25 protein-coding genes are annotated in these 23259 nt (G+C 63.7%); 10 read left to right on the forward strand and 15 right to left on the reverse strand.

The genetic code is table 11. From position 1 onward, the window contains the following. Positions 1 to 82: 82 nt before the first annotated feature. From ribD to RBB16_RS17820, 4 genes are all read right to left on the reverse strand, one after another. Positions 83 to 1192 carry a bifunctional diaminohydroxyphosphoribosylaminopyrimidine deaminase/5-amino-6-(5-phosphoribosylamino)uracil reductase RibD gene (gene ribD, locus RBB16_RS17805; protein ID WP_306047427.1) on the reverse strand — a complete coding sequence of 370 codons (1110 nt, stop codon included), beginning with the start codon at positions 1190 to 1192 and terminating at the stop codon, positions 83 to 85. A gap of 3 nt (positions 1193 to 1195) precedes the next feature. Further along, positions 1196 to 1660, reverse strand: coding sequence for a transcriptional regulator NrdR (gene nrdR / locus RBB16_RS17810; protein WP_071690998.1), 465 nt, complete (start codon positions 1658 to 1660; stop codon positions 1196 to 1198). Positions 1661 to 1783: 123 nt separating this feature from the next. After that, entirely contained in the window at positions 1784 to 2206 is a 423-nt protein-coding gene (locus RBB16_RS17815) for a secondary thiamine-phosphate synthase enzyme YjbQ (RefSeq protein WP_306047428.1), read from the reverse strand. A gap of 44 nt (positions 2207 to 2250) precedes the next feature. Continuing rightward, positions 2251 to 2439, reverse strand: a complete 189-nt coding sequence (locus tag RBB16_RS17820) for a hypothetical protein (RefSeq protein WP_071690996.1) — start codon at positions 2437 to 2439, stop codon at positions 2251 to 2253. Between the two features lie 146 nt (positions 2440 to 2585). Here RBB16_RS17820 and dnaG point away from each other — a divergent pair, with 146 nt between their 5' ends. The 7 genes from dnaG to RBB16_RS17855 all read left to right on the forward strand — a co-directional run bounded on the left by dnaG (position 2586) and on the right by RBB16_RS17855 (position 8760). Continuing rightward, positions 2586 to 4514 carry a DNA primase gene (dnaG, locus tag RBB16_RS17825; protein ID WP_306047429.1) on the forward strand — a complete coding sequence of 643 codons (1929 nt, stop codon included), beginning with the start codon at positions 2586 to 2588 and terminating at the stop codon, positions 4512 to 4514. 84 nt (positions 4515 to 4598) lie between these two features. Then, on the forward strand, positions 4599 to 6587 hold the full coding sequence (gene rpoD / locus RBB16_RS17830; RefSeq protein ID WP_306047430.1) for an RNA polymerase sigma factor RpoD: 1989 nt from the start codon (positions 4599 to 4601) through the stop codon (positions 6585 to 6587). Beyond that, positions 6584 to 6994, forward strand: coding sequence for a hypothetical protein (locus RBB16_RS17835; RefSeq protein WP_306047431.1), 411 nt, complete (start codon positions 6584 to 6586; stop codon positions 6992 to 6994). Before rpoD ends, RBB16_RS17835 begins: the two co-directional genes overlap by 4 nt. Before the next feature lie 200 nt (positions 6995 to 7194). Beyond that, positions 7195 to 7428, forward strand: coding sequence for an RND transporter (locus RBB16_RS17840; protein ID WP_306047432.1), 234 nt, complete (start codon positions 7195 to 7197; stop codon positions 7426 to 7428). 67 nt (positions 7429 to 7495) lie between these two features. Continuing rightward, positions 7496 to 7765, forward strand: coding sequence for an HlyU family transcriptional regulator (locus RBB16_RS17845; RefSeq protein WP_306047433.1), 270 nt, complete (start codon positions 7496 to 7498; stop codon positions 7763 to 7765). A gap of 18 nt (positions 7766 to 7783) precedes the next feature. Continuing rightward, positions 7784 to 8227, forward strand: a complete 444-nt coding sequence (locus RBB16_RS17850; RefSeq protein WP_306047434.1) for a thiol-disulfide oxidoreductase DCC family protein — start codon at positions 7784 to 7786, stop codon at positions 8225 to 8227. Continuing rightward, on the forward strand, positions 8227 to 8760 hold the full coding sequence (locus tag RBB16_RS17855) for a DUF4166 domain-containing protein (RefSeq protein ID WP_306047435.1): 534 nt from the start codon (positions 8227 to 8229) through the stop codon (positions 8758 to 8760). Before RBB16_RS17850 ends, RBB16_RS17855 begins: the two co-directional genes overlap by 1 nt. A gap of 79 nt (positions 8761 to 8839) precedes the next feature. Here RBB16_RS17855 and RBB16_RS17860 read toward each other — a convergent pair whose 3' ends face one another. The 8 genes from RBB16_RS17860 to RBB16_RS17895 form a co-directional block, all read right to left on the reverse strand. Continuing rightward, entirely contained in the window at positions 8840 to 9394 is a 555-nt protein-coding gene (locus RBB16_RS17860; RefSeq protein WP_306047436.1) for a sarcosine oxidase subunit gamma, read from the reverse strand. Continuing rightward, positions 9387 to 12317 (reverse strand): sarcosine oxidase subunit alpha family protein, encoded by a 2931-nt coding sequence (locus RBB16_RS17865; protein ID WP_306047437.1) that lies wholly within the window; start codon positions 12315 to 12317, stop codon positions 9387 to 9389. Before RBB16_RS17865 ends, RBB16_RS17860 begins: the two co-directional genes overlap by 8 nt. Next, positions 12317 to 12589, reverse strand: coding sequence for a sarcosine oxidase subunit delta (locus tag RBB16_RS17870; protein WP_306047438.1), 273 nt, complete (start codon positions 12587 to 12589; stop codon positions 12317 to 12319). The genes RBB16_RS17865 and RBB16_RS17870 overlap by 1 nt, the downstream gene beginning before the upstream one ends. After that, positions 12589 to 13038, reverse strand: coding sequence for a hypothetical protein (locus tag RBB16_RS17875; protein WP_306047439.1), 450 nt, complete (start codon positions 13036 to 13038; stop codon positions 12589 to 12591). The genes RBB16_RS17870 and RBB16_RS17875 overlap by 1 nt, the downstream gene beginning before the upstream one ends. 22 nt (positions 13039 to 13060) lie before the next feature. After that, positions 13061 to 14311, reverse strand: a complete 1251-nt coding sequence (locus tag RBB16_RS17880; RefSeq protein ID WP_306047440.1) for a sarcosine oxidase subunit beta family protein — start codon at positions 14309 to 14311, stop codon at positions 13061 to 13063. Between the two features lie 112 nt (positions 14312 to 14423). Continuing rightward, a complete protein-coding gene (locus tag RBB16_RS17885; protein ID WP_071690985.1) occupies positions 14424 to 15080 on the reverse strand; it encodes a TadE/TadG family type IV pilus assembly protein in 657 nt (218 codons plus the stop codon). A 7-nt stretch (positions 15081 to 15087) separates the two neighbouring features. Continuing rightward, entirely contained in the window at positions 15088 to 15618 is a 531-nt protein-coding gene (locus RBB16_RS17890; protein WP_071690984.1) for a TadE/TadG family type IV pilus assembly protein, read from the reverse strand. Positions 15619 to 15626: 8 nt separating this feature from the next. Continuing rightward, positions 15627 to 17201, reverse strand: a complete 1575-nt coding sequence (locus RBB16_RS17895) for a Tad domain-containing protein (protein WP_306047441.1) — start codon at positions 17199 to 17201, stop codon at positions 15627 to 15629. Between the two features lie 287 nt (positions 17202 to 17488). Here RBB16_RS17895 and RBB16_RS17900 point away from each other — a divergent pair, with 287 nt between their 5' ends. After that, entirely contained in the window at positions 17489 to 18919 is a 1431-nt protein-coding gene (locus tag RBB16_RS17900) for a Glu/Leu/Phe/Val dehydrogenase (protein WP_071690982.1), read from the forward strand. Positions 18920 to 18941: 22 nt separating this feature from the next. Here the strand turns inward: RBB16_RS17900 and RBB16_RS17905 are convergent, their stop codons facing one another. Both RBB16_RS17905 and RBB16_RS17910 read right to left on the reverse strand, forming a co-directional pair. Then, on the reverse strand, positions 18942 to 19430 hold the full coding sequence (locus RBB16_RS17905) for a hypothetical protein (RefSeq protein WP_306047442.1): 489 nt from the start codon (positions 19428 to 19430) through the stop codon (positions 18942 to 18944). Between the two features lie 147 nt (positions 19431 to 19577). Further along, positions 19578 to 20531, reverse strand: a complete 954-nt coding sequence (locus RBB16_RS17910) for an NAD(P)-dependent oxidoreductase (protein ID WP_306047443.1) — start codon at positions 20529 to 20531, stop codon at positions 19578 to 19580. Between the two features lie 166 nt (positions 20532 to 20697). Here RBB16_RS17910 and RBB16_RS17915 point away from each other — a divergent pair, with 166 nt between their 5' ends. After that, positions 20698 to 21609 (forward strand): pirin family protein, encoded by a 912-nt coding sequence (locus RBB16_RS17915; RefSeq protein ID WP_306047444.1) that lies wholly within the window; start codon positions 20698 to 20700, stop codon positions 21607 to 21609. Between the two features lie 356 nt (positions 21610 to 21965). Here the strand turns inward: RBB16_RS17915 and RBB16_RS17920 are convergent, their stop codons facing one another. After that, positions 21966 to 22343, reverse strand: coding sequence for a hypothetical protein (locus RBB16_RS17920; protein WP_306047445.1), 378 nt, complete (start codon positions 22341 to 22343; stop codon positions 21966 to 21968). 91 nt (positions 22344 to 22434) lie between these two features. Here RBB16_RS17920 and RBB16_RS17925 point away from each other — a divergent pair, with 91 nt between their 5' ends. After that, the gene (locus RBB16_RS17925; RefSeq protein ID WP_306047446.1) at positions 22435 to 23196 is read left to right on the forward strand and encodes an alpha/beta fold hydrolase; all 762 of its coding nucleotides are present in this window, start codon (positions 22435 to 22437) and stop codon (positions 23194 to 23196) included. Positions 23197 to 23259: the final 63 nt, after the last annotated feature.

A 23259-nucleotide genomic window follows, 5' to 3' on the forward strand; every position in this document is an offset into this window, starting at 1 on the left:
GCCGCCTCCGGCGTCGACCCGCGCGGCCCGTGTCCGGGCCGCGAAAAATGCTCTTCGAAGAGCATTTCCCCTGTAGGTATTTTTACCAAGATGAAAGAGGGCGGGTCCACTCGTGGAGGATGTCGGCGCCAATCCTGCTGGTTGTCCGCAGCTGAAAGCGCGGGGCCTCGGCAAGGTCCGCCAGCCCCATCGCACCGATCCCCGGTTGCCCCTCGGCACCGATCACCATCCCGGCGGTAAAGCCGACAAGGTCGTCCACGAGGTCGGCGGACAGCAGCGACGCGGCCAGCGCCCCGCCGCCTTCACAGAAGACCGACGTAAGCCCCTCGCGGCCAAGCGCCTCCAGTGCCGCTGTCGGGTCGACCTGCCCGCCCGGCCCCGTCGCGACCGTCAATACCCGCGCCCCGAGGGTTTCCCAGGCAGCCCGCAGGTCCGCATCAGCGCTGTCGCCGCAGATCACCCAGACCGGCACCTCGCGCGCGCTGCGGGCCAGCATCCCGTCCAGGGGCAGGTCGAGACGGCGCGAGATCACCACGCGCACCGGTTGGCGCACCGCCCCCATGCCGCGCACGGTCAGCGACGGGTCATCGGCCCGCACCGTTCCCGCCCCCACCATCACCGCATCGTGACGCATCCGCATGGCATGGACCGCGCGGCGCGCCTCGGGCCCGGTGATCCACTGGCTTTCGCCCGTGGCCGTGGCGATGCGCCCATCGAAGGAACTGGCCAGTTTCAGGGTCAGGCGCGGGCGGCCTCGCAGCACACGGCTCAGAAACCCGCGATGCGCGCGGCGGGCCTCCTCCTCCAGCACCGGGCCGGTCACGGCGACCCCTGCGGCGCGCAACCGGTCGATGCCGCCGCCATCGGTGCGCGGATCGGGATCGCGCAGGCCCACGACCACGCGCGCCACCGAGGCGCGGATCAGCGCATCGGCGCAAGGCGGGGTCTGGCCCCAATGGGCGCAGGGTTCCAGCGTGACATAGGCGGTTGCCCCCACGGCCTCATCCCCGGCCTGATCCAGCGCCTGCGGTTCCGCATGCGGACGCCCGCCCGGCGCGGTCCAGCCACGGCCCACCACACGGCCATGCTTGACGATGACGCAGCCCACGGCCGGATTGGGCCAGACCTGCCCCGCCCCGCGCGCCCCAAGGCTCAGCGCGTGGCGCATCCAGCGGGCATCGTCATGGGTCATGGTTCAGCCTTCGGGACTCGGGGGCCTCAGCTCGGCCACGAAATCCTCGAAATCGTCGGCAGCCTGGAAGTTCTTGTAGACACTGGCAAACCGCACATAGGCCACGGTGTCGATCCGCGCGAGTGCCTCCATCACGATCTCGCCGATCTGTTTCGAGGGAATGTCGGTTTCGCCCATGCTTTCCAGCCGCCGCACGATGCCGGAAATCATCTGGTCGATGCGTTCCGGGTCCACGGGCCGTTTCTGCATCGAGATGCGGATAGACCGTTCCAGCTTGTCGCGGTCGAAATCCTCTCGCTTGCCATTGGTCTTGATCACCACAAGGTCGCGCAGCTGCACGCGCTCATAGGTGGTGAAACGCCCGCCACAGGCCGGACAGAAGCGCCGCCGCCGGATCGCGACGTGATCCTCCGCCGGGCGTGAATCCTTCACCTGGGTATCGACATTTCCGCAAAACGGGCACCGCATGGGCCTGATCCCCTCTTCCACTCTGCTCTGCCACTGGGGTCTGATGCCCCAGTTATCCACAGGCACTATAGGTCAGCCGCGAGACCTTGGGTAGGGGGGATTTGTCACCCCCAAGATAAGGGGTCAGCCGGGCAACAGCTTGGCCACCACCTGCCGCCTGTGCGGGCGGGTCCGGTGTTCCACCACATAGACCCCCTGCCATGTGCCAAGCTGCATCCGCCCGTCACTGACCGGGATACTCAGCGACACCGGCATCATCGCCGCCTTGATATGGGCGGGCATGTCGTCGGGGCCTTCATAGATGTGGGTCAGGTAAGCCATCGACGGGTCGGTCGTGGGCGGCACCAGCCGGTGAAAGAACGCGGTCAGGTCGGTCTGCACCTCGGGGTCGGCATTTTCCTGCACCAGAAGGGACGCCGATGTGTGCTGGATGAACAGCGTCAGCAGCCCCTCCGACACGGACAACCCCGCCAGCCATCGGGCCAGCGGGGCCGTGAATTCGTACAGGCCGGGGCCTTGGGTGGGGATCTCGAACCGGGTCAGCATGGGGGCAGACTGGTCCAAACCGGACCCGGCGTCGAGATGCGATGTCAGTCGAAACTGGAATGGTTGCCGATCACGTCCGAGGACAGCGTGGCGTTCAGCCCGTTGGTCGGCTCCTGTGCCCCTGCGCTGAGCAGACCGATCACGGACAGGGCAAGGCCGCAAACGAAAGCGGTCATGATGGTCCAGTCGACGGTCACGGCACCGGACTCGGCGGTAAGAAATTCGGCAAACATCTTGCGTTTCCTCTCGGAAGCGCCCCCAGATTGCCTGAATGCCGTCACATTGTGCCCGCATTCAGGCGCAAATGTGGCGAAATCATGGAATTGCACCCGTCCACGCCCGCTGGACTTCCCCCCGTGCCCGCAGGATACTCCGACCCATGAGTCTGCCCCCCGGTTTCCTGGATGAACTTCGCACCCGAATCTCCCTGACGCAGGTCGTGGGGCGCAAGGTCACGTGGGATCAGCGCAAGTCGAACCAGGGCAAGGGCGACATGTGGGCGCCGTGCCCGTTCCATCAGGAAAAAACCGCCAGCTTCCATGTCGATGACCGCAAGGGGTTCTATTACTGCTTCGGCTGCCACGAAAAGGGCGATGCGCTGAGCTTTGTGCAATCGACCGAAAATGTCGGCTTCATGGAGGCGGTGGAAATCCTGGCGCGCGAGGCCGGGATGACCATGCCCGCCCGCGACCCCCGCGCGCAGGAAAAGGCCGACCGCCGCACGCAGCTGGCCGAGGTGACCGAAGCCGCCGTGGCGTGGTATCGGCTGCAATTGCGGGCCTCGGCGGGGGCGCATGCGCGGGCTTATATCGACCGGCGGGGGCTGGATCAGGCGGCCGAGGACCGGTTCGAACTGGGCTATGCGCCGGGATCGCGGCAAGGGGCGTTTCAGGCCCTGAAGGAAAAGGGCCACGACCCAGATCTGATCATCGCCGCCGGGATCGCCACGAAACCCGATGACGGCGGCACACCCTATGACGCCTTCCGCGACCGGATCATGTTCCCGATCCGCGACCCACGCGGGCGTTGCATCGGTTTTGGCGGCAGGGCGATGGACCCCAATGCGCGGGCGAAATACCTGAATTCGCGCGAGACGGAGCTCTTCGACAAGGGCCGCGCGCTCTACAACCATGGACCGGCGAGAGAGGCGGCGGGCAAAGGCCAGCCCTTGATCGTGGCCGAAGGCTATATGGACGTGATTGCGCTCGACCGGGCGGGGTTCGGGGCCGCCGTCGCCCCCCTTGGCACCGCGATCACGGAACACCAGCTGGCCCTGTTATGGCGCATTTCCGATGAACCCATCGTGGCGCTTGATGGCGACCGGGCCGGGTTGCAGGCCGCGATGCGCCTGATCGACCTTGCGCTTCCGCTGCTGGAGGCCGGCAAATCCCTGCGCTTCGTTCTGCTGCCGCAGGGCAAGGACCCCGATGACCTGATCAAGGAAAAGGGCGCGGGCGCGATGCAGGATTTGCTGGATCACGCCGAGCCGATGGTCAAACTGCTGTGGCAGCGTGAAACCGAGGGCAAGGTCTTCGACAGCCCCGAACGCCGCGCCGCGCTGGACAAATCCCTGCGCCAGGCGATTGGCCAGATCAAGGACCCGTCGCTGCGTCACCATTACGGGCAGGTGTTGAAGGATATGCGGTTTGAGCTGTTCCGTGCCCCTCGACCAACCCGCGGCGCATGGCAGCCGGGCCGGTTCCCGCAAAAGGGTATCGCCACACCCATGGCCGAAACGCGGATGACGCCGCTTGCCGCCGGGGCAATGTCCGATCTCGACATGCGCGCCGCGCTGATCCTTGCGACGCTCTGCCTGACACCGTCCCTGATCGACGAGTTCGAACACGCGCTCGACCGGCTGGACCCGACCGACCCCGATCAGGCGCGGCTGACCGGGTTTCTTCTGGGCACCCCGGAACGCGACAAGGACAATCTGCGCGCGGCGCTCGACCAGGCAAATTTGTCTGCAACCCTTGAAAAACTGCTGTCTCTGGGCCACGTGCGTATCGCACCCTGTGTGCGCGCGCCCGGCGATACGGAAAAAGCGGCCCTCTGTCTGGCCGAGGAATTTGCAAAGCTCGCGGCGCGGCGCGGCATACAGAACGAAATGGCAGAGGCGCTGGAGGATCTCGACGGGGGCGACGAATCACGACTTGGCTGGCGCCTGAACAGTGCTCTTCACGCCCGTCAGCAGGCGGACGCACCGAAATCCAGTAGCAGTTCGGCATCGCCGGAAGATGAAAGCGCCCTGTCCAAACGCTTGCGGGACTTGATAGAAACCCGCCCGTGGGAGAAGAAAACCCGCTAGCGCGGGTGTGCGAATCAGTGATTCGCGCTTAGAACAACATGTGACGCATGGGGCGAATCACCTCGCCCGCGAAGGGGATACCGTATGGCAAAAGATACCGACGATCGTAAATCCGACGGTGAAGAGGCCGATGTCAGCCTCGACATGAGCCAGACCGCGGTCAAGAAGATGATCGCCGAGGCCCGGACGCGGGGCTACATCACCTATGATCAGCTGAACACGGTCCTGCCGCCCGAGCAGGTCAGTTCCGAGCAGATCGAGGACGTGATGTCGATGCTGTCCGAGATGGGCATCAACGTGATCGAGGATGACGAGGTCGAGGAGGAGTCCGAGGCACAGGGCTCGACCGCCGTGGTCGAAACCTCGTCGTCGCGTGACGTGGCCGTGTCCACCGCCGAAACTGAAAAGCTCGACCGCACCGATGACCCCGTCCGCATGTATCTGCGCGAGATGGGCAGTGTCGAACTGCTGTCCCGCGAAGGCGAGATCGCCATCGCCAAGCGCATCGAGGCCGGCCGCAACACCATGATTGCCGGGCTCTGCGAAAGCCCGCTGACCTTCCAGGCGATCACCATCTGGCGCGACGAACTTCTCGACGAAGAAATCCTGTTGCGCGACGTGATCGACCTCGACGCCACCTTCGGCAGCTCCATGGAAGGCGAGGACGCGGATGAAACCCCCGTCGCCCAGGGCCTGACCACCGACGCCCCCGCCGAGGACAAGAAGGAAAAGCAGCAGGAATTCGACGCCGACGGCAACCCGATTTCCTCCGATGACGACGACGAGGAAGACGAACAGGCCAACATGAGCCTCGCGGCCATGGAAGCGGCACTGAAGCCCCGCGTTCTGGAGGCGCTGGACCGGATCGCCTCCGACTACGAACAGCTTTCGGCCATGCAGGATCTGCGGATCTCGGCCACGCTGAACGAGGATTCCAGCTTCTCCGCCAAAGAGGAAACCGTCTACCAGCAGCTGCGTTCGGAAATCGTTGAACTGGTGAATGAACTGCACCTGCACAACAACCGGATCGAGGCGCTGATCGACCAGCTTTACGGCATCAACCGCCGCGTCATGTCGATCGACAGCGGCATGGTGAAACTGGCCGATCAGGCCCGCATCAACCGCCGCGAATTCATCGAGAGCTATCGCGGGTATGAGCTGGACCCGACCTGGGTCGACCGTATGGCCGACAAGCCCGGCCGGGGCTGGCAGGCGCTGATGGAACGCTCCCGCGACAAGGTCGAGGAACTGCGCGCCGACATGGCGCAGGTCGGCACCTATGTGGGCCTCGACATCAGCGAATTCCGCCGCATCGTGCAGCAGGTCCAGAAGGGCGAGAAAGAGGCCCGCCAGGCCAAGAAGGAAATGGTCGAGGCCAACCTGCGCCTCGTGATCTCCATCGCCAAGAAATACACCAACCGGGGCCTGCAATTCCTCGACCTCATTCAGGAAGGCAATATCGGCCTGATGAAAGCGGTCGACAAATTCGAATACCGCCGCGGCTACAAGTTCTCCACCTATGCGACATGGTGGATCAGGCAGGCGATCACCCGGTCCATCGCGGATCAGGCCCGCACCATCCGCATCCCGGTCCATATGATCGAGACGATCAACAAGCTGGTCCGCACCGGCCGCCAGATGCTGCACGAAATCGGCCGCGAACCGACGCCGGAGGAACTGGCCGAGAAGCTGCAGATGCCGCTGGAAAAGGTCCGCAAGGTGATGAAGATCGCCAAGGAACCGATTTCGCTGGAAACCCCGATTGGCGACGAGGAAGACAGCCAGCTTGGCGATTTCATCGAGGACAAGAACGCCGTTCTGCCGCTGGATTCCGCCATTCAGGAAAACCTGAAGGAAACCACGACCCGCGTTCTGTCCTCGCTCACCCCGCGCGAGGAACGCGTCCTGCGCATGCGCTTCGGCATCGGCATGAACACCGACCACACGCTGGAGGAAGTGGGCCAGCAGTTCAGCGTCACCCGCGAACGCATCCGCCAGATCGAGGCGAAGGCGCTCAGGAAGCTGAAACATCCCTCGCGGAGCAGGAAGCTGCGGAGTTTCCTGGATCAGTGATCGACGATGGGGCAATAGCAAGGCTTTCCGAACAGGTTGGCGTAATAGAAGCCAATGGTGTTCGTGAAGCATACTTGCGTTTTGCACTCAGCCTCAGCGACCTAATCGATGCACGTTTGGTTCCGTCTGGACACGGCTATATTGAGAGAGAGCTGCGTTTCTATGTATCTGATGATTGGTATTTCGCGGCTGTTCTAAGCAAGAATTGGGTGCTGTTCTACTTTCGTTGGCCCGCCTTGCGGGACGGCTTTGTCGATGCTGCACAGATATGTGCTCGGTTCAGCGAAGCAGAGACAACACCTGCAAAGGATGTGAAGCTTCGCGTGACCGACCTACGTTCAGCAACGCGAGCGTGCAACTTTCTGGCGGAAGCGCACGGCAAGCGCAGGGTTGATAATACCGCTTAGAGTGTTCCAGAGCGCCATCTCCAACGCGCACGGGGGCGATCCGAACCTTGGCTTTTGGCACCTTATCTCTCCGCAAGTAGGGTGGGCAATTCTGCCCACCGTCCCAAGCGGCTGCGCCTTGTCTCCGCGTGGGGCGTTCCCCCATGGACATTCCCCTACCCCGCCTGCTTCACTCCACCAAGCCACGCAGGAAGCCGCCCATGTCCGCCCTCAAACGCCGCCTCGACGCGATCCCGGTGATCTACCTGATCCTCGCCTGCCTTACCCTCGGCCTCGCCCCCTTCACGCCCGAACCGCATGTCTGGGATAAGCTCAGGATGCTGGCGGGCGGCACCCTGACCCGCCCCATCGACATCTTCGACCTTGCCCTGCACGGCCTGCCCTGGCTGCTGCTGGCCCTCAGGCAGATCCCCTCGCGACCGGCACGCGGCTGAACCCGCCCCATGGACATCGCCGCCTGCCTTTGCTTCACTCCGCCCCGAACAGGTCAGGAGCATGCGCATGTCCCTTTTCAAGAAACTCTTCGGCGGGTCAGAGCCCCCCAAGGGCCCCGAGCCCACCCTCTATAACGGCTACACCATCTTCCCCGAGCCGATGAAGGAACCCGACGGCTACCGCATTGCCGCCCGGATCGAGAAAGAGATCGGCGGAGAGATCAAGTCCCACCACCTGATCCGCGCCGACATGCTGCACGGGGCCGATCAGGCCGCAGAAGCCTCGATCGAGAAAGCCAAGTCGATGATCGACCAGATGGGCGACAGGATTTTCTGATCGGACGGGGGAACCGCCATGCAGCTGCCCGCGCCCCTGTCTGACCGGATCGGCCCCGCGCCGGTGGTGGTGTTCGACGGGGAATGCGTGCTCTGCGCCCATAGTTTCCGGTTTCTGCTGAAACATGACCGAGAGAGGCGCCTGCGCTTCGTCACCGCGCAATCGCCGCTCGGGCAGGAGATCTACGAGGCGCTCGGCCTGTCCACCGAAAGCTATGAAACCACGCTGGTGCTTGTGGCGGGCGACTGTCATGCCAAGACCCGCGCGGTTGCCGCCGCCCTGCGGGCAATCGGCGGGGGGTGGCGGTGGATGTCCTGCATCGGCTGGCTGCCCCGCTGGCTGTCCGACCCGGTCTATTCCCTGATCGCGCGCAACCGCTATCGCTGGTTCGGACGCCATGACACCTGCATGATCCCCGACGCCGATATCCGCGCCCGGTTCCTGCCCGGCGGATGGGGCTGATGGACCCGGTCGCGCGGGTGGCCCGCGCCACTGGGTTGACCCTGCCCCCCGCCGTGGCTGCCCTGCATGAGGCAGACGGTCAGGCCAGTTTTTCGGGCCGCTGTGCGGTGACGCGGGGCGCGTCTCCTGTCGCTCGCCTGGCGCTCTGGCTTGGCGGGTTTCCGCAGGCCGCCCCCGATCTGCCGGTCACCTTGCTGATCCAGCCGGGCCCGGATGGCGGATGCACCTGGCGGCGCGACTTTGGCGGCCATGTCACGCAATCCCGCCTGAGCGTCTCAGACGATGGCCGCGCGATCATCGAACGCTTTGGCCCGGTGCGCCTGCGCATGTCCTTGTGGATGCAGGATCGGCGGCTGCATTACGGCATCGACCGGATGCATGTTCTGGGCCTGCCGATGCCCCGTTGGCTGACCCCGCGCAGCGAGACGAGCGAATGCCAGACAGAGGCGGGCGATTTCGGCTTTGACGTGTCGGCGTCGCTGCCCCTGGTCGGGCTGCTCATCCGCTATCGCGGGCAGCTACGGCCGGACTGACTCCGCCATTTTGTCTGCACAGGGGGTGTACGGGGGGTGTACAGGGGGTGTACGCATGGCACCCCCTGTTTTCGGCAGGTCAGGACAGCGCGGCGCGGGCGGCGACGGCCTTCATCGCGATCTCGAATTCATGCACCGCCGTGCGCGCCATGGAGCGGAAGATCATGATCTCGAACGCATCCGCCGCGACCTTCAGGAAGACCGCGTTCATATGGCCCAACTGGCTGCGCGCCGCATGGCCTGTCTTGAACACGCCGGGGTTCAGATCGAGCGGCGTAAGACGCGCGAGCACCTCCTCAACCCCCTGACCTTGCAGCTTGAACGTGACCCAGGCGTCGCTTTGATCGGTCAGGGCTGCGTGTTGCGCAAGCGACGGATCGACCACAGGGCCGATCACCATCGCCTGCCCTGCCCCCGTCCAGATCACCCGCGCGCCGTCCCGTCCCGTGGACCGGTTGGGGGCTGGTATCCCGGCCCCGATCAGCGCCGTCAGCGCCTCGGATGCCGCGCTTTCCTGACCGGCATAGGGCGCCACCGATGTAACCTGCTCCGGCACGATCTCCGTCAGGCTTAACCCGTTGATTTTCAAGGGAACAAGCCCGTCCACAGGCGATTTCGAAACCAGATTAACCACGCAGTTTCTCCCCTTCCGGATCGAGGAAGACGGGGCTGCATACCTCGACCGTCGTCTCCACGTTCCGCACATGATCGACCATCTTCACGACCTCACCCATTCGGTTCGGGCCGTCCTTCAGGAACCCCAGTCCGATGAAGTGGCCAAGCGAGGGCGAGAACCCGACCGAGGTCGTGTAACCCTCCACATTCACCCGCGTCGCGTCGGCCCCGGCAGAGAACAGCCGCGCACCTGCGGTCAGCTGCTTCACCGCGCCCACGGGCTTCAGCCCCACAAGCTGCGGGCGGTCGGTTTCCTTCAGCCCCTCGCGCAGGGTCGCGGGTTTGCCAACGCACATCTTCTTGGCCGACACCATCCGGTCCATCCCGATATCGAAGGGCACCACGCGCCCGTCAATCTCGGAATGGGTGATGAAGCCCTTCTCGCTCCGCATGACATTGAGCGCCTCCATCCCGTAAGCGCCGCCGCCAAGCGTCTCGGCCTGCGTCACCAACTGCCGGTAAAGAGCGTCGCCATAGCGCGAGGGAACCGCGATTTCATAGGCATGTTCGCCCGAGAAGGAGATGCGGAAGAGCCGCCCCTTCACGCCCATCACACTGACCTCGCCACAGCCCATATAGGGGAAACTGTCATTGTCGATCGGGGCGTCGAGCAACCCGTTCAGCAGATCGCGCGATTTGGGGCCGACAACGCTGAACTGCGCCCATTGTTCGGTGACCGAAATGAAGCGGACACTCAGGTCAGGCCGCAGGCATTGCTGAACGAAATCAAGGTGTTTCATCACCTCGCCTGCCGCCGCCGTTGTGGTGGTCATGACATAATGGGTCTCACCCAACCGCGCCGTGGTTCCGTCGTCCATCACATGCCCGTCCTCGCGCAGCATGAGCCCGTAGCGCACGCGGCCCACCTTCAGGGTGGAGAACATGTTGGTGTAGACGAAATCCAGAAACGCGCCCGCGTCGGGGCCCTGGATGTCGATCTTGCCAAGGGTGGAGACGTCGCAAATGCCAACCGCATTGCGGGTCATCGTGACCTCGCGGTCGCAGGACTGGCGCCATGTCGTTTCGCCCGGACGCGGGAAGTAGCTGGGGCGATACCACAGCCCCGCCGTGATCATCGGCGCGCCGCGTTCGATGCTGGCGTCATGGCTGGTGGTGAAGCGTTCCGGCGCGAAGCCCTTACCCTGCGCCCCGGCCCCAAGCGCGGCGATCGAGGTCGGCACGAAGGGCGGGCGGTAGGTCGTCGTCCCGGTTTCGGGGATCGCCCGGCCCGTTGCATCCGCCAGAATGGCCAGCGCCCCGATATTGGAGTTCTTGCCCTGGTCCGGCGCCATGCCCTGCGTGGTATAGCGCTTCATGTGCTCGACCGAGGTAAACGCCTCCTGCGCGGCCAGCTTGATGTCCTTGGAGGTCACGTCATTGGCGAAGTCGAGCCAGGCCCGGCCCTTGCCATTGACCAACCAGAGCGGTTTCGACGCGCCCACGGCGTCGCTCGCCTGCGGAATGTCCACCTCGGGCAGCTTGCCGCCAAGCGCGGACAGTGCCTTTTTCGCGGCCTCCACACCCTCGGCCAGACAGCCCGCCGTCGAATAGGTACCCTTGCAGGCCCCTGCCGGGATCAGCCCCGGAACGGCGTCATCTGCAGGGACGAAGCCCGCGATCTCCTCGTTCCAGACCGGGCGGCTGTTCATGTGGCAGGTCATGTGCAGCGTCGGGTTCCAGCCGCCAGACATGGCCAGACAGTCGGTGGCGATCTTCTGTTCGCTGCCATTGTGTCGGATGATGATCTCGGTCAGCGCCTTGCGGCCCTTGGTGGTGATCACCTCGGCCCCGGCGTAGAGCGGGTAGTCGCCTTGCGCCTTCGCGCCGGGGCGGCTGTCGATCACGCCCGCGATCTCTACCCCGTTGGCCATCAGGTCGAGCGCGGTGCGGTGCGCGTCATCATTAGTGGTGAAGAGCGTCACCTTGCGCCCTGCCGCCACGCCGTAGCGGTGCAGATAGCTGCGCACGGCACTGGCCATCATGATGCCGGGCCGGTCGTTCATCGGGAAGGCCAAGGGGCGTTCAAGCGCACCCGCCGCCAGAACCGCCTGCCGCGCGTTGATCCGCCAGAAGCATTCCTTGGGCAGCTCTGCCGGGCCGTTCACATGCAGACCCACCCGTTCCAGCGCGCCATAGGTGCCCTGATCGTAGGCGCCGGTGACGGTGGTGCGGGACATGAGCCGCACCCGGCCCGTGTCGCGCAGCGCGTCGAGCATGCTCGCCACCCACTCGGCCCCCGGCTGGCCGTCAATCTCCTCATCTTCAGACAAAAGCCGACCGCCAAACTCATTGCTTTCTTCGCAAAGGATCACGTCCGCCCCGCCAAGCGCCGCCGTCAGCGCCGCCATCAGCCCGGTGGGGCCGGACCCGATGACAAGGATATCGCAATGGGCGAAGGCCTTCTCGTAGTGGTCGGGGTTATGCTGACCCGAGAGCGAGCCAAGCCCCGCCGCACGGCGAATGACCGGTTCATAGAGCTTTTCCCAGAAGGCGCGCGGCCACATGAAGGTTTTGTAGTAGAAGCCCGCGCTGAGGAAATTCGGGAAGAGATCGTTGACCGACAGCAGATCCCAGGCCAGCGGCCCCATGCGGTTCTGGCTGTGGGCATCAAGCCCGTCGTAGATTTCCTGCACCGTGGCGCGCACGTTCGGCACCTGCGCCGCGCCGCGCCCGATTTCCACCATGGCATTGGGTTCTTCCGAGCCCGCCGTCAGCACCCCGCGCGGGCGGTGATACTTGAACGACCGGCCCACCAGCTTGACGCCGGACGCCAGAAGCGCCGAGGCCAGCGTATCGCCCTTGAAGCCGGTATAGCCCTGCCCGTCGAAGCTGAATTTCACCGGGGTCGACACATCGACCCGGCCCTTGCCCTCGATCCGCATCAGGAATTCCCCCGCTTCACATCCGCGGCAAGCTCCACGCGCAGGATGTCATGGGTGACGGTGTCGCGTTCCACGCGCAGCCAGCTGGTGCAGCCCGCGCCGTGATACCACATTTCGCGCGTGATCCCGGCCGGGTTGTCGCGCAGGTGCAGGTAGTTGTCCCAGGCGGGGCTCCAGCCCTCGTCGTCTGGCCGGTTCATATAGGTCTCGTGTCCCATGGGTGTGAATTCCCGGCTGTCCCGGTCCCCACAGAGAGGGCATTTGATACGCATCAGAACTCCGAACAGGCTTCAGGTTGGGCGGCAAAAAGCCGGTAGGTTGTGTATTCGTTGTAGGTCTCGCCAAGCGAGGAATAGACCCCCTCGCCGTCGATCCCACCATTCATGCCCACGCGCAGGTGCGAGGTGCGGATTTCGAGCACCCCGTCCGCCAAGCGCGTGATCTCGAACGTGCCGCCATCGGCTTCGACACCGCAGCCCGACGGGCGATTGCAAAACCCGGTTTCGGTCATGACCTCCCCGCCAAGCCCGTCGTGGGCGGCATGACCCTGATTGGCCATCAGGGCGGACACATCGAAATAGAGCAGGCTGTCAGGCGCGCTGCCGTCCAGCCGGTAGAAGTTCAGCCGCAGCCGCTCTGCCACCTGCGCCGGATGCGCGGTCAGATGCTCTGCCGAATAATCGCGCGCGTAGCACCCCATGGGGAACGTGTCGTTCGCCAAGGCCGGGACCGCCGCCATCATGCTAATGCAGATTATGCTGAGAGCCCTTGGATTCCTCATCCATGATCCTCCCTGTGTTGAAGCGGTCCAGACGGTGGCGGGTGGCGGCCTCATGCGGGCGGTCGGTTGCGATCAGGTGGGCATAGCAATGGCCCGAGGCGGGGGTTGCCTTGAAGCCGCCATAACACCAGCCCGCATTGACGTAGAGCCCATCGATATGGGTCTTGTCGATGATGGGCGAACCGTCCGAGGACATATCCATGATCCCGCCCCAAGAGCGCAGCAGCTTGGCCTTGCCGATCATCGGCATCAGGGTCATGCCCGCCTCCATCACATGTTCCATCATCGGCAGGTTCCCGCGAGACGCATAGGAGGCGTAGAAGTCGATATCGCCGCCGAAGACCAGCCCGCCCTTGTCGGACTGGCTGATGTAGAAATGGCCCATGCCATAGGTGATCACGTTGTCGATGACGGGCTTCAGCCCCTCGGTGACGAAGGCCTGCAACACGGTGCTTTCAATCGGCAGGCGCATCCCCGCCATCGCCGCAACCTGGCCGGACCGGCCCGCCGCGCACATGGCAACCTTCTTGGCGCGGATCGCGCCGCGGCTGGTCTGGACGCCCACGACCTTGCCGTTTTCGACGTCGATTCCCGTCACTTCGCATTTCTGGATCAGGTCCACGCCCCGCTGGTCCGCGCCACGGGCATAGCCCCAGGCCACGGCGTCATGGCGGGCGGTGCCGCCGCGCTTGTGGTAGAGACCGCCGAAAATCGGGAAACGGGTCTGGTCATAGTCGAGGAAGGGCATCAACTTGCGGCAACCCTCGCGGTCCAGCAGGATCGCATCGTCGCCTTGGGCCATCATCATGTTGCCACGCCGGGCGTAGGCGTCGCGCTGGCCGTCGGAATGGAACAGGTTCACGATTCCGCGCTGGCTGTGCATGACGTTGTAGTTGAGGTCCTGTTCCAGCCCTTCCCACAGCTTGAGCGAATGGGAATAGAACTGCGAATTGCCCTCCAGCCCGTAATTGGCGCGCACGATGGTGGTGTTGCGGCCGACATTGCCGCCGCCGAGATAGCCCTTCTCCAGCACGGCGATATTGGTCAGCCCGTGTTCCTTGGCGAGGTAATAGGCCGTGGCGAGCCCATGCCCCCCGCCGCCGATGATCACCACATCGTATTCCGCCTTGGGCGCGGGATCGCGCCAGGCCGGTTTCCAGCCCCGGTTGCCCGACAGACCCTGCTTGATGACCTGCCAACCCGAATAGCGCATGACCTCTCCTTGCCCGGTCGGTGGTATAGACGGGGAGAGTGTAGTCAGACGGATTGCGAAAGGAAACTCAAGCTCACGACACCGGAAGGTCAGTTATCGACGCCAAAACCGATCAGGACGGATCGACATCCCAATCCGGGTCATGCGCCGGATCCGCGCCGCCTTCTTCATTGATGTAGTAGAAGCCGTCCAGACCCGTCGGATAGCCGTTGTTGGTGTAGACGTATGAGTTTTCCAGATCGGCCTCGAAGGCCACCTGACCGGCAAAACGGGGACGGGTGACGGTGAAATTCACGAATTCCTGATCGGCAAGGCCCGCGCTGAAAGCCGGGCGATGCGGCAGGAAGGTTTCGATCAGCAGCATCCGGTCGCCATAGGCCATGATCGGAATGCGGTCGATGAAATCGGGGAAGTCGCTGGCGCGAATATAGGTCGTCCCGTCGGTGCCGTGCGACCAGTCGATCCGGTAGCCGCCCTGCTGTCGGGTGATCTGCGATACACGCAGGGCCGATCCGGCGGTGTTCCGGGTCAGGAACTGGAACACATCCGCAAGCCCCTCGATATCCGAGCTGGCAATCTCGTTTGTGCGGCGTGACAGGACGTCGGCCACCGCATAGGTCGCCTTGATCGAGGTGTTGTAGACCCGGAATGCGTCGAAGAAGACAAAGCTGGCCACGAAAACCCAGGCCAGGATCGGGATGACGATCACCGCTTCCAGCGCGACCGAGGCGCCTTCGTCCTTCCAGAATGTCCTGATCATCCGTTTCATGGCTGTCTCACTCCGGCTCGTTCACGAAGACGGTGGCGGCGGTGATGTGGATGGCACCGGTATCGTCGCGCGTCAGGTCCAGCCCGAGCCCGGAAATCGGCAGGATCCGGTCCACAAGGGCGCAGGTGCGGATCAGCATCAACTGGTTGTCCGCGCCGGGATGGAACTGGTTGGCCGGGGTCACGGTGCCGGAGCGGTCCACGCAAAGCGTGTGATAATCCGGAAGGTTGTAGGTATCCTGATCAATCACCCGCAAGTCCAGCAACAGCGATTCCTGGCAGTTGATAAGGATCGGCGTGTTGTCGCAGATATTGTCCCGGATCGCGTCATGGGTGACCGTCACGTCAGAGGTCAGGCGCAGGTAGCGCACGGCGCTGTCCAGCGACCGTTCCATCATCACTTGCCGGGTCAGCAGCATGGCGGTTTCGAAGGCCGCCACAAAGATCATCACGATCAGCGGGAACACGATCACGAATTCCACCGTCGCGTTGGCCTCTTCTTTGCGGAAGAACCGGGATATCTTGGTCAGGCCCCACATGTCATGCCCTACTGGATCAGCTTCAGCTGGTTGATCGACGCCGCGATGGAGGCGAAGGCCTCGGAGATCTCGATCCCTTCGGCGTCGTAGTAATGGGCAGGCGTCGTGGCACAGTGCTGCATCACGCTTTCGCCGCGGGCGGGCGCCTCGAACGCAATGGTGAACACGATGATCCCGGCGTCATTTGCCGCGTCGCAGATATTGCGCAGGTTGGCATCTGCCTCGCTCGCACCCGCGTAGGTTTCGATCGAGTAGTAACGCAGCTGGCGATAGTAGTCCCAGTCACCGGCGTAGTAGTAGTATTCGCCGGCCAGCATCCGAGCGGAATAGGTGGCCCAGAGTTCGGCCCACGGAATGGCCTCGGCATCGCTGCCGCCATAGGGCTGCGAATTGTAGCTGTCATTGTGGTGCCAGTAGTACAGGTCGTAACGCGGCAGATAGGCCGAGGTGCGGCCGGTGTCGGGGTCGCGGAACACGGTCGAAGGCCCGCGCTTGAATTCCTGAACCACGTCGACCTGGCTTGTATTCTCGCCATCGGTCATCAGGATGATGATCTTCAGAACCTCGTCTTCCTCGTAGGAATAGGGGCGGCCTTCGAAATCTGCGTCCACCTCTCCCGCGGCGATCAGTTCCGTCACAGCGGGCTGTGCCGCCGGATCCAGCAGGCCCACGGCCCATCTCATGCCCAGGTCGATCGCGGTGTTGCCGTTTGCGCTCAGGCTGTTGACCAGCGCGTGCAACTCATCCGCGTCATTCGACCAGGGCAGAATGGCGGCGTAGTCACTGGTGGTGCAATGCGGCGTGCGGAAGGTGCGATAGCTGCTGCGGTACCGATAGTCGAAATGCGCGATCCGTTCGATGGCCTCATCGGGGTCAATCGCGGTCACGTTATAATCGGCCGGATCGAAACGGGTGCAGTTCGATTCATTGTGCTCGTCAGACAGGGTGAAGACGCTGGCCAGCGTCGTGCCCGCGTTCACCTGGCTGTGATAGGGAATGATCGAGATCGACACCTGGTCTTCTTCCGCATTCGCGGCAAGCACGGTGTCGATGAACTCATTGGCCGCGTCGCGCATGTTGCGGATCTTGTTGTTCCAGCCCATGGAACCCGAGATGTCGAGCACCATGGAAATCTCAATATCCATGATCCGCTCTTCCGCGGCCCCGCGCGCGGGGGATGTCAGGGCGTTCACCCCGAACATGTTCATGAAGTAGGACCGCAGATCCATCTCGGCATAGGCGGAGACCCGGCGGAAATTCAGCCCCTGGTCCACGTCCACTTCCAGCCGGTAGTGATCCAGCCCCGAGGTCGCGAAGTAGTCGATCACGACCGCCTCCGGGTCTTCAGTCTGGTTCAGCGCGGCCGCGGCCAGAACGGCGCGGTCCAGCGTGTATTGCAACTGCGTGCGCTGTGTTTCGTAGCGCATCACGTCGATGGCGATCCCGCCGGCGGCCAGCATCAGGACGAACATCATCAAGGCGAAGATCGTGACGGTTCCGCGTTCGTCGCGCAGAAATCCGGCCCGGCGCCGAATTGGCGCGTGGGGTCGCGTTTGGCGGATCGGATCTGTCGCTCGGGTCATCCCGGAAGCCTCATGCAAAATGACGAGTCGTGGATCGACGCAGTTCGACCCATGCTCTTCCTCGTTCACAAGAACGGCAGAAATGGGGCGGAAGCAGGAAGGAAACGGGGAGTTTTATGAATGACAACAATCAACTTGCGCGCATTTTTCAACGCTTAACGATGAAACTGGCTGTTTCAACGACAGGTTGTCTTGCATGGATGGGCCAGCTGTGGTCCGCTCAAAAAATGGGCGGTTTGCAAACACAGCAGGGGCCGCACACGGAACACGCCAAGGAGGTATACGCGATGTCCCCGAAGGGAGAACCGAGTTTCCGTCAGTCAGTTGACCTGATGTTCAACCGCGCTGCATCCATGATGGATCTGCCCCCTGGGCTGGAAGAAAAGATCCGCGTCTGCAACGCCACCTATACGGTTCGCTTCGGGGTGCGTCTGCGGGGCGAGATTCGGACCTTCACCGGCTATCGCTCGGTCCATTCCGAACATTTCGAACCGGCCAAGGGCGGCATCCGCTACGCCCCCAATGTGAACCAGGACGAGGTCGAGGCGCTGGCCGCGCTGATGACCTACAAATGTGCCCTTGTCGAAGCACCCTTCGGCGGATCGAAAGGCGGGCTTTGCATCGACCCGCGCGACTATGAAGAGCATGAGCTGGAACAGATCACCCGGCGCTTCGCCTATGAGCTGATCAAGCGCGACATGATCAACCCGGCGCAGAACGTGCCCGCCCCCGACATGGGCACCGGCGAAAAGGAAATGGCGATCATCGCCGACCAGTATGCCCGGATGAACACCACCGATATCAACGGCAAGGCCTGCGTGACCGGCAAACCCCCGCATGCGGGCGGTATCCGGGGCCGGGTCGAGGCGACGGGCCGGGGCGTGCAATACGCGCTTCAGGAATTCTTTCGCCACCCCGAAGACGTCGCTGCGGCGGGGCTTGGCGGGTCTCTCGATGGCAAGCGGATCATCGTGCAGGGGCTTGGCAATGTGGGCTACCACGCCGCCAAGTTCCTGTCGGAGGAGGATGGCGCCAAGATCGTCGGGATCATCGAACGTGATGGCGCGCTGCTCGATCCTGATGGTCTGGACGTGGAAGCTGTCAAGAACCACATCGCCCGTACCGGCGGCGTCGACATGTTCCCGGGGCCTCGCTACATCAAGGACGGCGTCAAGGCGCTGGAGGAGGAGTGCGATATCCTGATCCCGGCGGCTCTGGAGGGCGTGATCAACCTGCAGAACGCGGCGAATATCAAGGCCCCGCTGATCATCGAGGCCGCGAATGGCCCTGTAACGGCAGGCGCGGATGAAATCCTGCGCAAGAAGGGCACCGTGATCATCCCCGACCTTTATGCCAATGCGGGCGGTGTGACCGTGTCCTATTTCGAGTGGGTCAAGAACCTCAGCCATATCCGCTTTGGCCGGATGCAGCGCCGCCAGGAAGAGGCACGCCACCAGTTGATCGTCGATGAACTGGAGCGGCTCGACCGGCACCTTGGCAGCGCATGGTCCCTGACCCCGGCCTTCAAGGAAAAATATCTGCGCGGTGCCGATGAACTGGAACTGGTGCGCTCGGGCCTCGATGACACGATGCGCGCGGCTTACCAGTCGATGCGCGAGGTCTGGCACAGCCGCAACGACGTGACCGACCTGCGGACTGCGGGCTTCATGGTCTCGATCGGGCGCGTGGCGGCCAGCTACCGGGCCAAGGGCCTGTAAGTCGGCAGGGCGCGGGGGGCTGTCACAGCTCTCCGCGCTGTTGCGCGATGCGGACCGAGATCAGATCCGCCACCGCCTTGGACTGCGCGTTCGAGGTAACCCCGCCCACCATCACCATCCGCCCGCGCCGCCACCACAGGCCCGGCGCATAGGCATTCTGCATCCGGTCGCGCAGCGACAGGCGGAACCCGGCGGCGGGCTTGAAGGCAAAGAAGCCGCGGTCGACCTTTTCGATATTGTCGATCCGGGCAATCAGCCGCCCGCCCTGCTCTCGCAGTTCCTCCCGCGTGAGTTCCAGCGTCACGCTGGAGGCCTGCCAAAGCGCCCAGGACAGCCACAGGCTGCCCGCGCCGATCCCCAGCAAGAGCAGCGTGAACCCGAAATCAGCGGGCGGATGGCTTGCCGCGACCCAGACCAGAAGCAGGCCGAGCAGACCGAGCGATCCCGTCGCAAACACCCTGCGCGGGCCCTTCGGAGTGATGCGTTCAAGGATTTCGTCGCTGTCGGTCATGCAGCTTCTCCGCTTGATTTTCCGGGTTAGAGCATGGCGCGGAAGAAATGACCAGAAGGAGAGTCATGGGAGTCAACTCACCGCGCGACCCTCTGGGCCGCGCAGGAATTTTGTTGCGTGAAAATTGTCCGGAGGGAGCGCCCCGGATCAGGGCTCGCGTCGCACCTCGTATCCGGGCTCTTCCGGTTCGTCATCGGTCATCTCTGCCGGGAAGCCCGGATAGGTGATGTCGAGGCCGGTCGCCTCTTCCAGCCGCTTGATGATATTGGGCGACAGTTCCCGCTCTCCGTAGCGCGCGATGCCGTCCTTGAAGATCTGGATCATCAGCGGGTTCATCTCCAGCGGCACGTTTGCCCGGTCCGCAACCTCCTGGAACAGGCCGATATCCTTCAGCACCAGATCCATGGTGAACGAAATATCGCGCGATCCGTTCAGGATGACCTGACTTTCGGTTTCATGCACGAAGCTGGTGCCCGAGGAAATCCGGATCGCCTCATAGGCCACGCCCAGATCCATGTCGGCCGCCTTGGCCACGGTCAGCGCCTCGGCACAGCTGATCAGGTTTGCGGTGGCCAGATAGTTGGTGATCACCTTCAGGATCGAGGCCGACCCGATCGGGCCGGTATGCAGCACACGGCGGCCCATGGTGGTCAGAAGCGGCAGAATGCGTTCGAAGGTTGCGCGGTCACAGCCCGCGAAGATCGAGATATTGCCGGTATCGGCCCGGTGGCAACCGCCCGATACCGGGCAATCCACCGCCGCACCGCCTGCTGCGATGACCATGGCCCCAAGGCGCTTCACCTCGGCCTCGTCCGTGGTGCTCATCTCCATCCAGATCTTGCCCTGCCCCATGGCCTCCAAAAGGCCGTCCGGGCCTTCCACCACCTTGGCCGAAATACTGGGATGCGGCAGGCAGGTGATCACCGCGTCGCAGTCGCGCAACATCTGGGCGGGGCTTTCCCCCACCTTGGCACCCTTGGCCGCGAACTCGGCCACCTTGGCCTCATCCAGATCGCGAACCGTGATGTCGACCCCATTGCGCAACAGCGATCCGGCCAGCTTGTGGCCGACATTGCCAAGTCCGATAAACCCTACTTTCATTCCGAGTCTCCCTGAAGGTTTTCGCGAAAATTTCACGGGCTGTCCGGCCTGTCTTGCCCGAAACCGACCCTTGCAGGACTGCACAATGGTCGTTTGTGGACCGCCAATTGTCGATGCCCCTGCCTCGCCCTACATTCGTTGTCAATCAGGACCCGAGGAGGTTTCCATGTCCATCAGACCCGTTACCGAAGCCAGACGCGCCCAACCCACAATGGAGGGCGCCGGCGTCAAGCTGCACCGCGCCTTCGGCTTTCAGGACCCAAGCGAACTGGACCCGTTTCTGTTGTTCGACGATTTCCGGGGGGAAACCCCATCGGACTACATGCGCGGCTTTCCCTGGCACCCGCATCGCGGGATCGAGACAATCACCTATGTGCTGGCAGGCACCGTGGAACACGGGGACAGCCTGGGCAACACAGGCAAGCTTCGCGCAGGCGATGTGCAGTGGATGACCGCCGGTTCCGGCATCCTTCACCAGGAAATGCCCTTTGGGAACGCGAAGGGGCAAATGCACGGTTTTCAGCTTTGGGGAAACCTGCCCTCGTCGCTGAAGATGACTGCGCCGCGTTATCAGGACGTGCAAGGCAAGGAAATCCCCGAGATCATCGACGATGACGGCACGCGGGTGAAGGTGATCGTGGGCGAATTCTGGGGCAAGCGCGGCCCCGTGGACGGCATCGCCGCCGATCCGCAATACCTCGATGTGCATGTGCCTGCCGGGGTGAAGAAGACCTTCAAAATCGACACCTATCGCCGCGCCTTCGCCTATGTTTTCGACGGGGCGGCAGCCTTTGCCGATGCCTCGCAGCCAGAGGGCGTGCTGCTGGAAAAAGAGGTTATGGGGCAAGAGGTCAACATGCGTGACCTGTCGGGCAACCGCACCCTCATCCGCTTCGGCACCGGCGACGAGGTGACCGTACAGGCCGGGCCGGAGGGCGTGCGGTTCCTGCTGATCTCGGGGGCCCCGATCGAGGAGCCGGTCGCCTGGCACGGTCCGATCGTGATGAACACACAGGCGGAGATCCAGCAGGCCATGCGCGATCTGAGAAACGGAACGTTCCTGAAGCCGCAGCACTGACCATCCTGAAACGAGGAAAGGCCCCGATCTGACCGGGGCCTTTCTTGTCAGACGATGGCCATCAGCAGTGCCGGTGCCGCCACCATTCCACCGATGATCAGCGCCAGAGACAGCCCCAAACCCTTGAACATGTGTGTTTCCTTTCCGGTCCTTTCAGGTTCACGCACAGGGGCAAATAGGCGGGGAGTCACGGCTTTCGATGCGGCAGCCGGACGCAGGCGAACCGGTTCCTCCGACACCCCGGCGCAGTCCCATATCCAAGGACATGCGGGCTGAGGAGGGCCTCTTCTTCGGGGCGAGGCTCGGCGAGGCGGGTCCTGCCGCGATGGCCGCATCTGGCAGGCCAGCGCAATCGTTCAGACGTAGCCACGCCAGGCCAGCACGCCGATCACCAATGCGATCACAACTGCCAGACGAAAGGCCAGGTCGGCGAACAGATAGGCCCGGGCGCGGGCGCGGGCTGTGGCGGGGTCTAGGCCGCTTAGATAGGCCTCTATCCGCCTTGCCGCGCGTTCCGGCCCGTCGCCATCAGTGACCCGCGCCAACCGCGGGTTCTGGGACCGCTCGATCGCTGCGAGAATAAGCGCGCCATCCTGCCGCAACCGGCGCGGCAGCTTGCGCCCCGCCCGGCGCAGGGCCACGGGCAGGGTATCGGCGCGCACCCCCAGCTTTTCGCGCATGAGCGCGGTCAGGCGGTCTGAGAGGCGGTCAAGCTGCAGCGGATCGGCGGCCATGAGATTCCCTTTCGACACCGTATCCTAGCGTCCCCTGGCCACCCGCTCAACGGCTCTGGTCGAGCCGCGTCGGATGGGATATTCCGGGGCCATGCTCGCGACCTATCTCACCGGTGATCCCACCGACCGCCCGCCGCTTCTGATCGTGCATGGCCTCTTCGGCTCTGCCCGCAACTGGAACGTCATCGCCAAGCGCCTGTCGGATGAGCGGCAGGTGATCGGCGTTGACATGCGAAATCATGGGGATAGCGCGTTTCAGCCTACGCATACTTATCCTGATATGGCGGCTGATCTGGCTCAGGTGATTACTGCCCATGGCGGGCGGGCGGATGTGCTGGGGCATTCGATGGGGGGCAAGGCCGCGATGATGCTGGCGCTGACGCGGCCCGAGATGGTGAACCGGCTGGTCGTGGCCGATATCGCGCCGGTGGCTTACGGGCACAGCCAAAGCCACCTGATTGACGCGATGCGCGCGGTGGACCTGTCGCGGGTCGAGACGCGGCGCGATGCGGACGACCAGCTGAGCGCCGCCGTTCCCGAAGCGGGCGTCCGCGCTTTTCTGCTGCAATCTCTGGATGTTAAGGGCAAGCGCTGGCGGCTCAACCATGATGTTCTGGACCGCGACATGGGCAAGGCGACGGGCTGGCCGGAGGGCGTTGAGGGCCGGTTTGACGGGCCGGTCTTCATGCTGTCGGGGGCGGAATCCGACTATGTGCGGCCCGAATATCGGGATGCGATCAAGGGCTATTTCCCGAAGGCGCGCTTTGCGAAAATTCCCGGCGCGGGGCATTGGCTGCATGCCGACAAACCCCGCGAATTCGAGGCGGCGGTGCGGGCGTTCCTGAACGCCTGAGACCCGAAAAACAGGGGGGCGCCATGCGTACACCCCCTGTACACCCCCCGTACACCCCCTGTG

This window comes from Nioella sp. MMSF_3534, from assembly GCF_030732985.1.
Taxonomy (GTDB): domain Bacteria; phylum Pseudomonadota; class Alphaproteobacteria; order Rhodobacterales; family Rhodobacteraceae; genus Nioella.

Coding starts and splice junctions, on each gene's coding strand:
- ribD (WP_306047427.1), bottom strand. CDS start 1,192: ATGACCCATGACGATGCCCGCTGGATGCGCCACGCGCTGAGCCTTGGG.
- nrdR (WP_071690998.1), bottom strand. CDS start 1,660: ATGCGGTGCCCGTTTTGCGGAAATGTCGATACCCAGGTGAAGGATTCA.
- RBB16_RS17815 (WP_306047428.1), bottom strand. CDS start 2,206: ATGCTGACCCGGTTCGAGATCCCCACCCAAGGCCCCGGCCTGTACGAA.
- RBB16_RS17820 (WP_071690996.1), bottom strand. CDS start 2,439: ATGTTTGCCGAATTTCTTACCGCCGAGTCCGGTGCCGTGACCGTCGAC.
- dnaG (WP_306047429.1), top strand. CDS start 2,586: ATGAGTCTGCCCCCCGGTTTCCTGGATGAACTTCGCACCCGAATCTCC.
- rpoD (WP_306047430.1), top strand. CDS start 4,599: ATGGCAAAAGATACCGACGATCGTAAATCCGACGGTGAAGAGGCCGAT.
- RBB16_RS17840 (WP_306047432.1), top strand. CDS start 7,195: ATGTCCGCCCTCAAACGCCGCCTCGACGCGATCCCGGTGATCTACCTG.
- RBB16_RS17845 (WP_306047433.1), top strand. CDS start 7,496: ATGTCCCTTTTCAAGAAACTCTTCGGCGGGTCAGAGCCCCCCAAGGGC.
- RBB16_RS17850 (WP_306047434.1), top strand. CDS start 7,784: ATGCAGCTGCCCGCGCCCCTGTCTGACCGGATCGGCCCCGCGCCGGTG.
- RBB16_RS17855 (WP_306047435.1), top strand. CDS start 8,227: ATGGACCCGGTCGCGCGGGTGGCCCGCGCCACTGGGTTGACCCTGCCC.
- RBB16_RS17865 (WP_306047437.1), bottom strand. CDS start 12,317: ATGCGGATCGAGGGCAAGGGCCGGGTCGATGTGTCGACCCCGGTGAAA.
- RBB16_RS17870 (WP_306047438.1), bottom strand. CDS start 12,589: ATGCGTATCAAATGCCCTCTCTGTGGGGACCGGGACAGCCGGGAATTC.
- RBB16_RS17880 (WP_306047440.1), bottom strand. CDS start 14,311: ATGCGCTATTCGGGTTGGCAGGTCATCAAGCAGGGTCTGTCGGGCAAC.
- RBB16_RS17885 (WP_071690985.1), bottom strand. CDS start 15,080: ATGAAACGGATGATCAGGACATTCTGGAAGGACGAAGGCGCCTCGGTC.
- RBB16_RS17890 (WP_071690984.1), bottom strand. CDS start 15,618: ATGTGGGGCCTGACCAAGATATCCCGGTTCTTCCGCAAAGAAGAGGCC.
- RBB16_RS17895 (WP_306047441.1), bottom strand. CDS start 17,201: ATGACCCGAGCGACAGATCCGATCCGCCAAACGCGACCCCACGCGCCA.
- RBB16_RS17900 (WP_071690982.1), top strand. CDS start 17,489: ATGTCCCCGAAGGGAGAACCGAGTTTCCGTCAGTCAGTTGACCTGATG.
- RBB16_RS17905 (WP_306047442.1), bottom strand. CDS start 19,430: ATGACCGACAGCGACGAAATCCTTGAACGCATCACTCCGAAGGGCCCG.
- RBB16_RS17910 (WP_306047443.1), bottom strand. CDS start 20,531: ATGAAAGTAGGGTTTATCGGACTTGGCAATGTCGGCCACAAGCTGGCC.
- RBB16_RS17915 (WP_306047444.1), top strand. CDS start 20,698: ATGTCCATCAGACCCGTTACCGAAGCCAGACGCGCCCAACCCACAATG.
- RBB16_RS17920 (WP_306047445.1), bottom strand. CDS start 22,343: ATGGCCGCCGATCCGCTGCAGCTTGACCGCCTCTCAGACCGCCTGACC.
- RBB16_RS17925 (WP_306047446.1), top strand. CDS start 22,435: ATGCTCGCGACCTATCTCACCGGTGATCCCACCGACCGCCCGCCGCTT.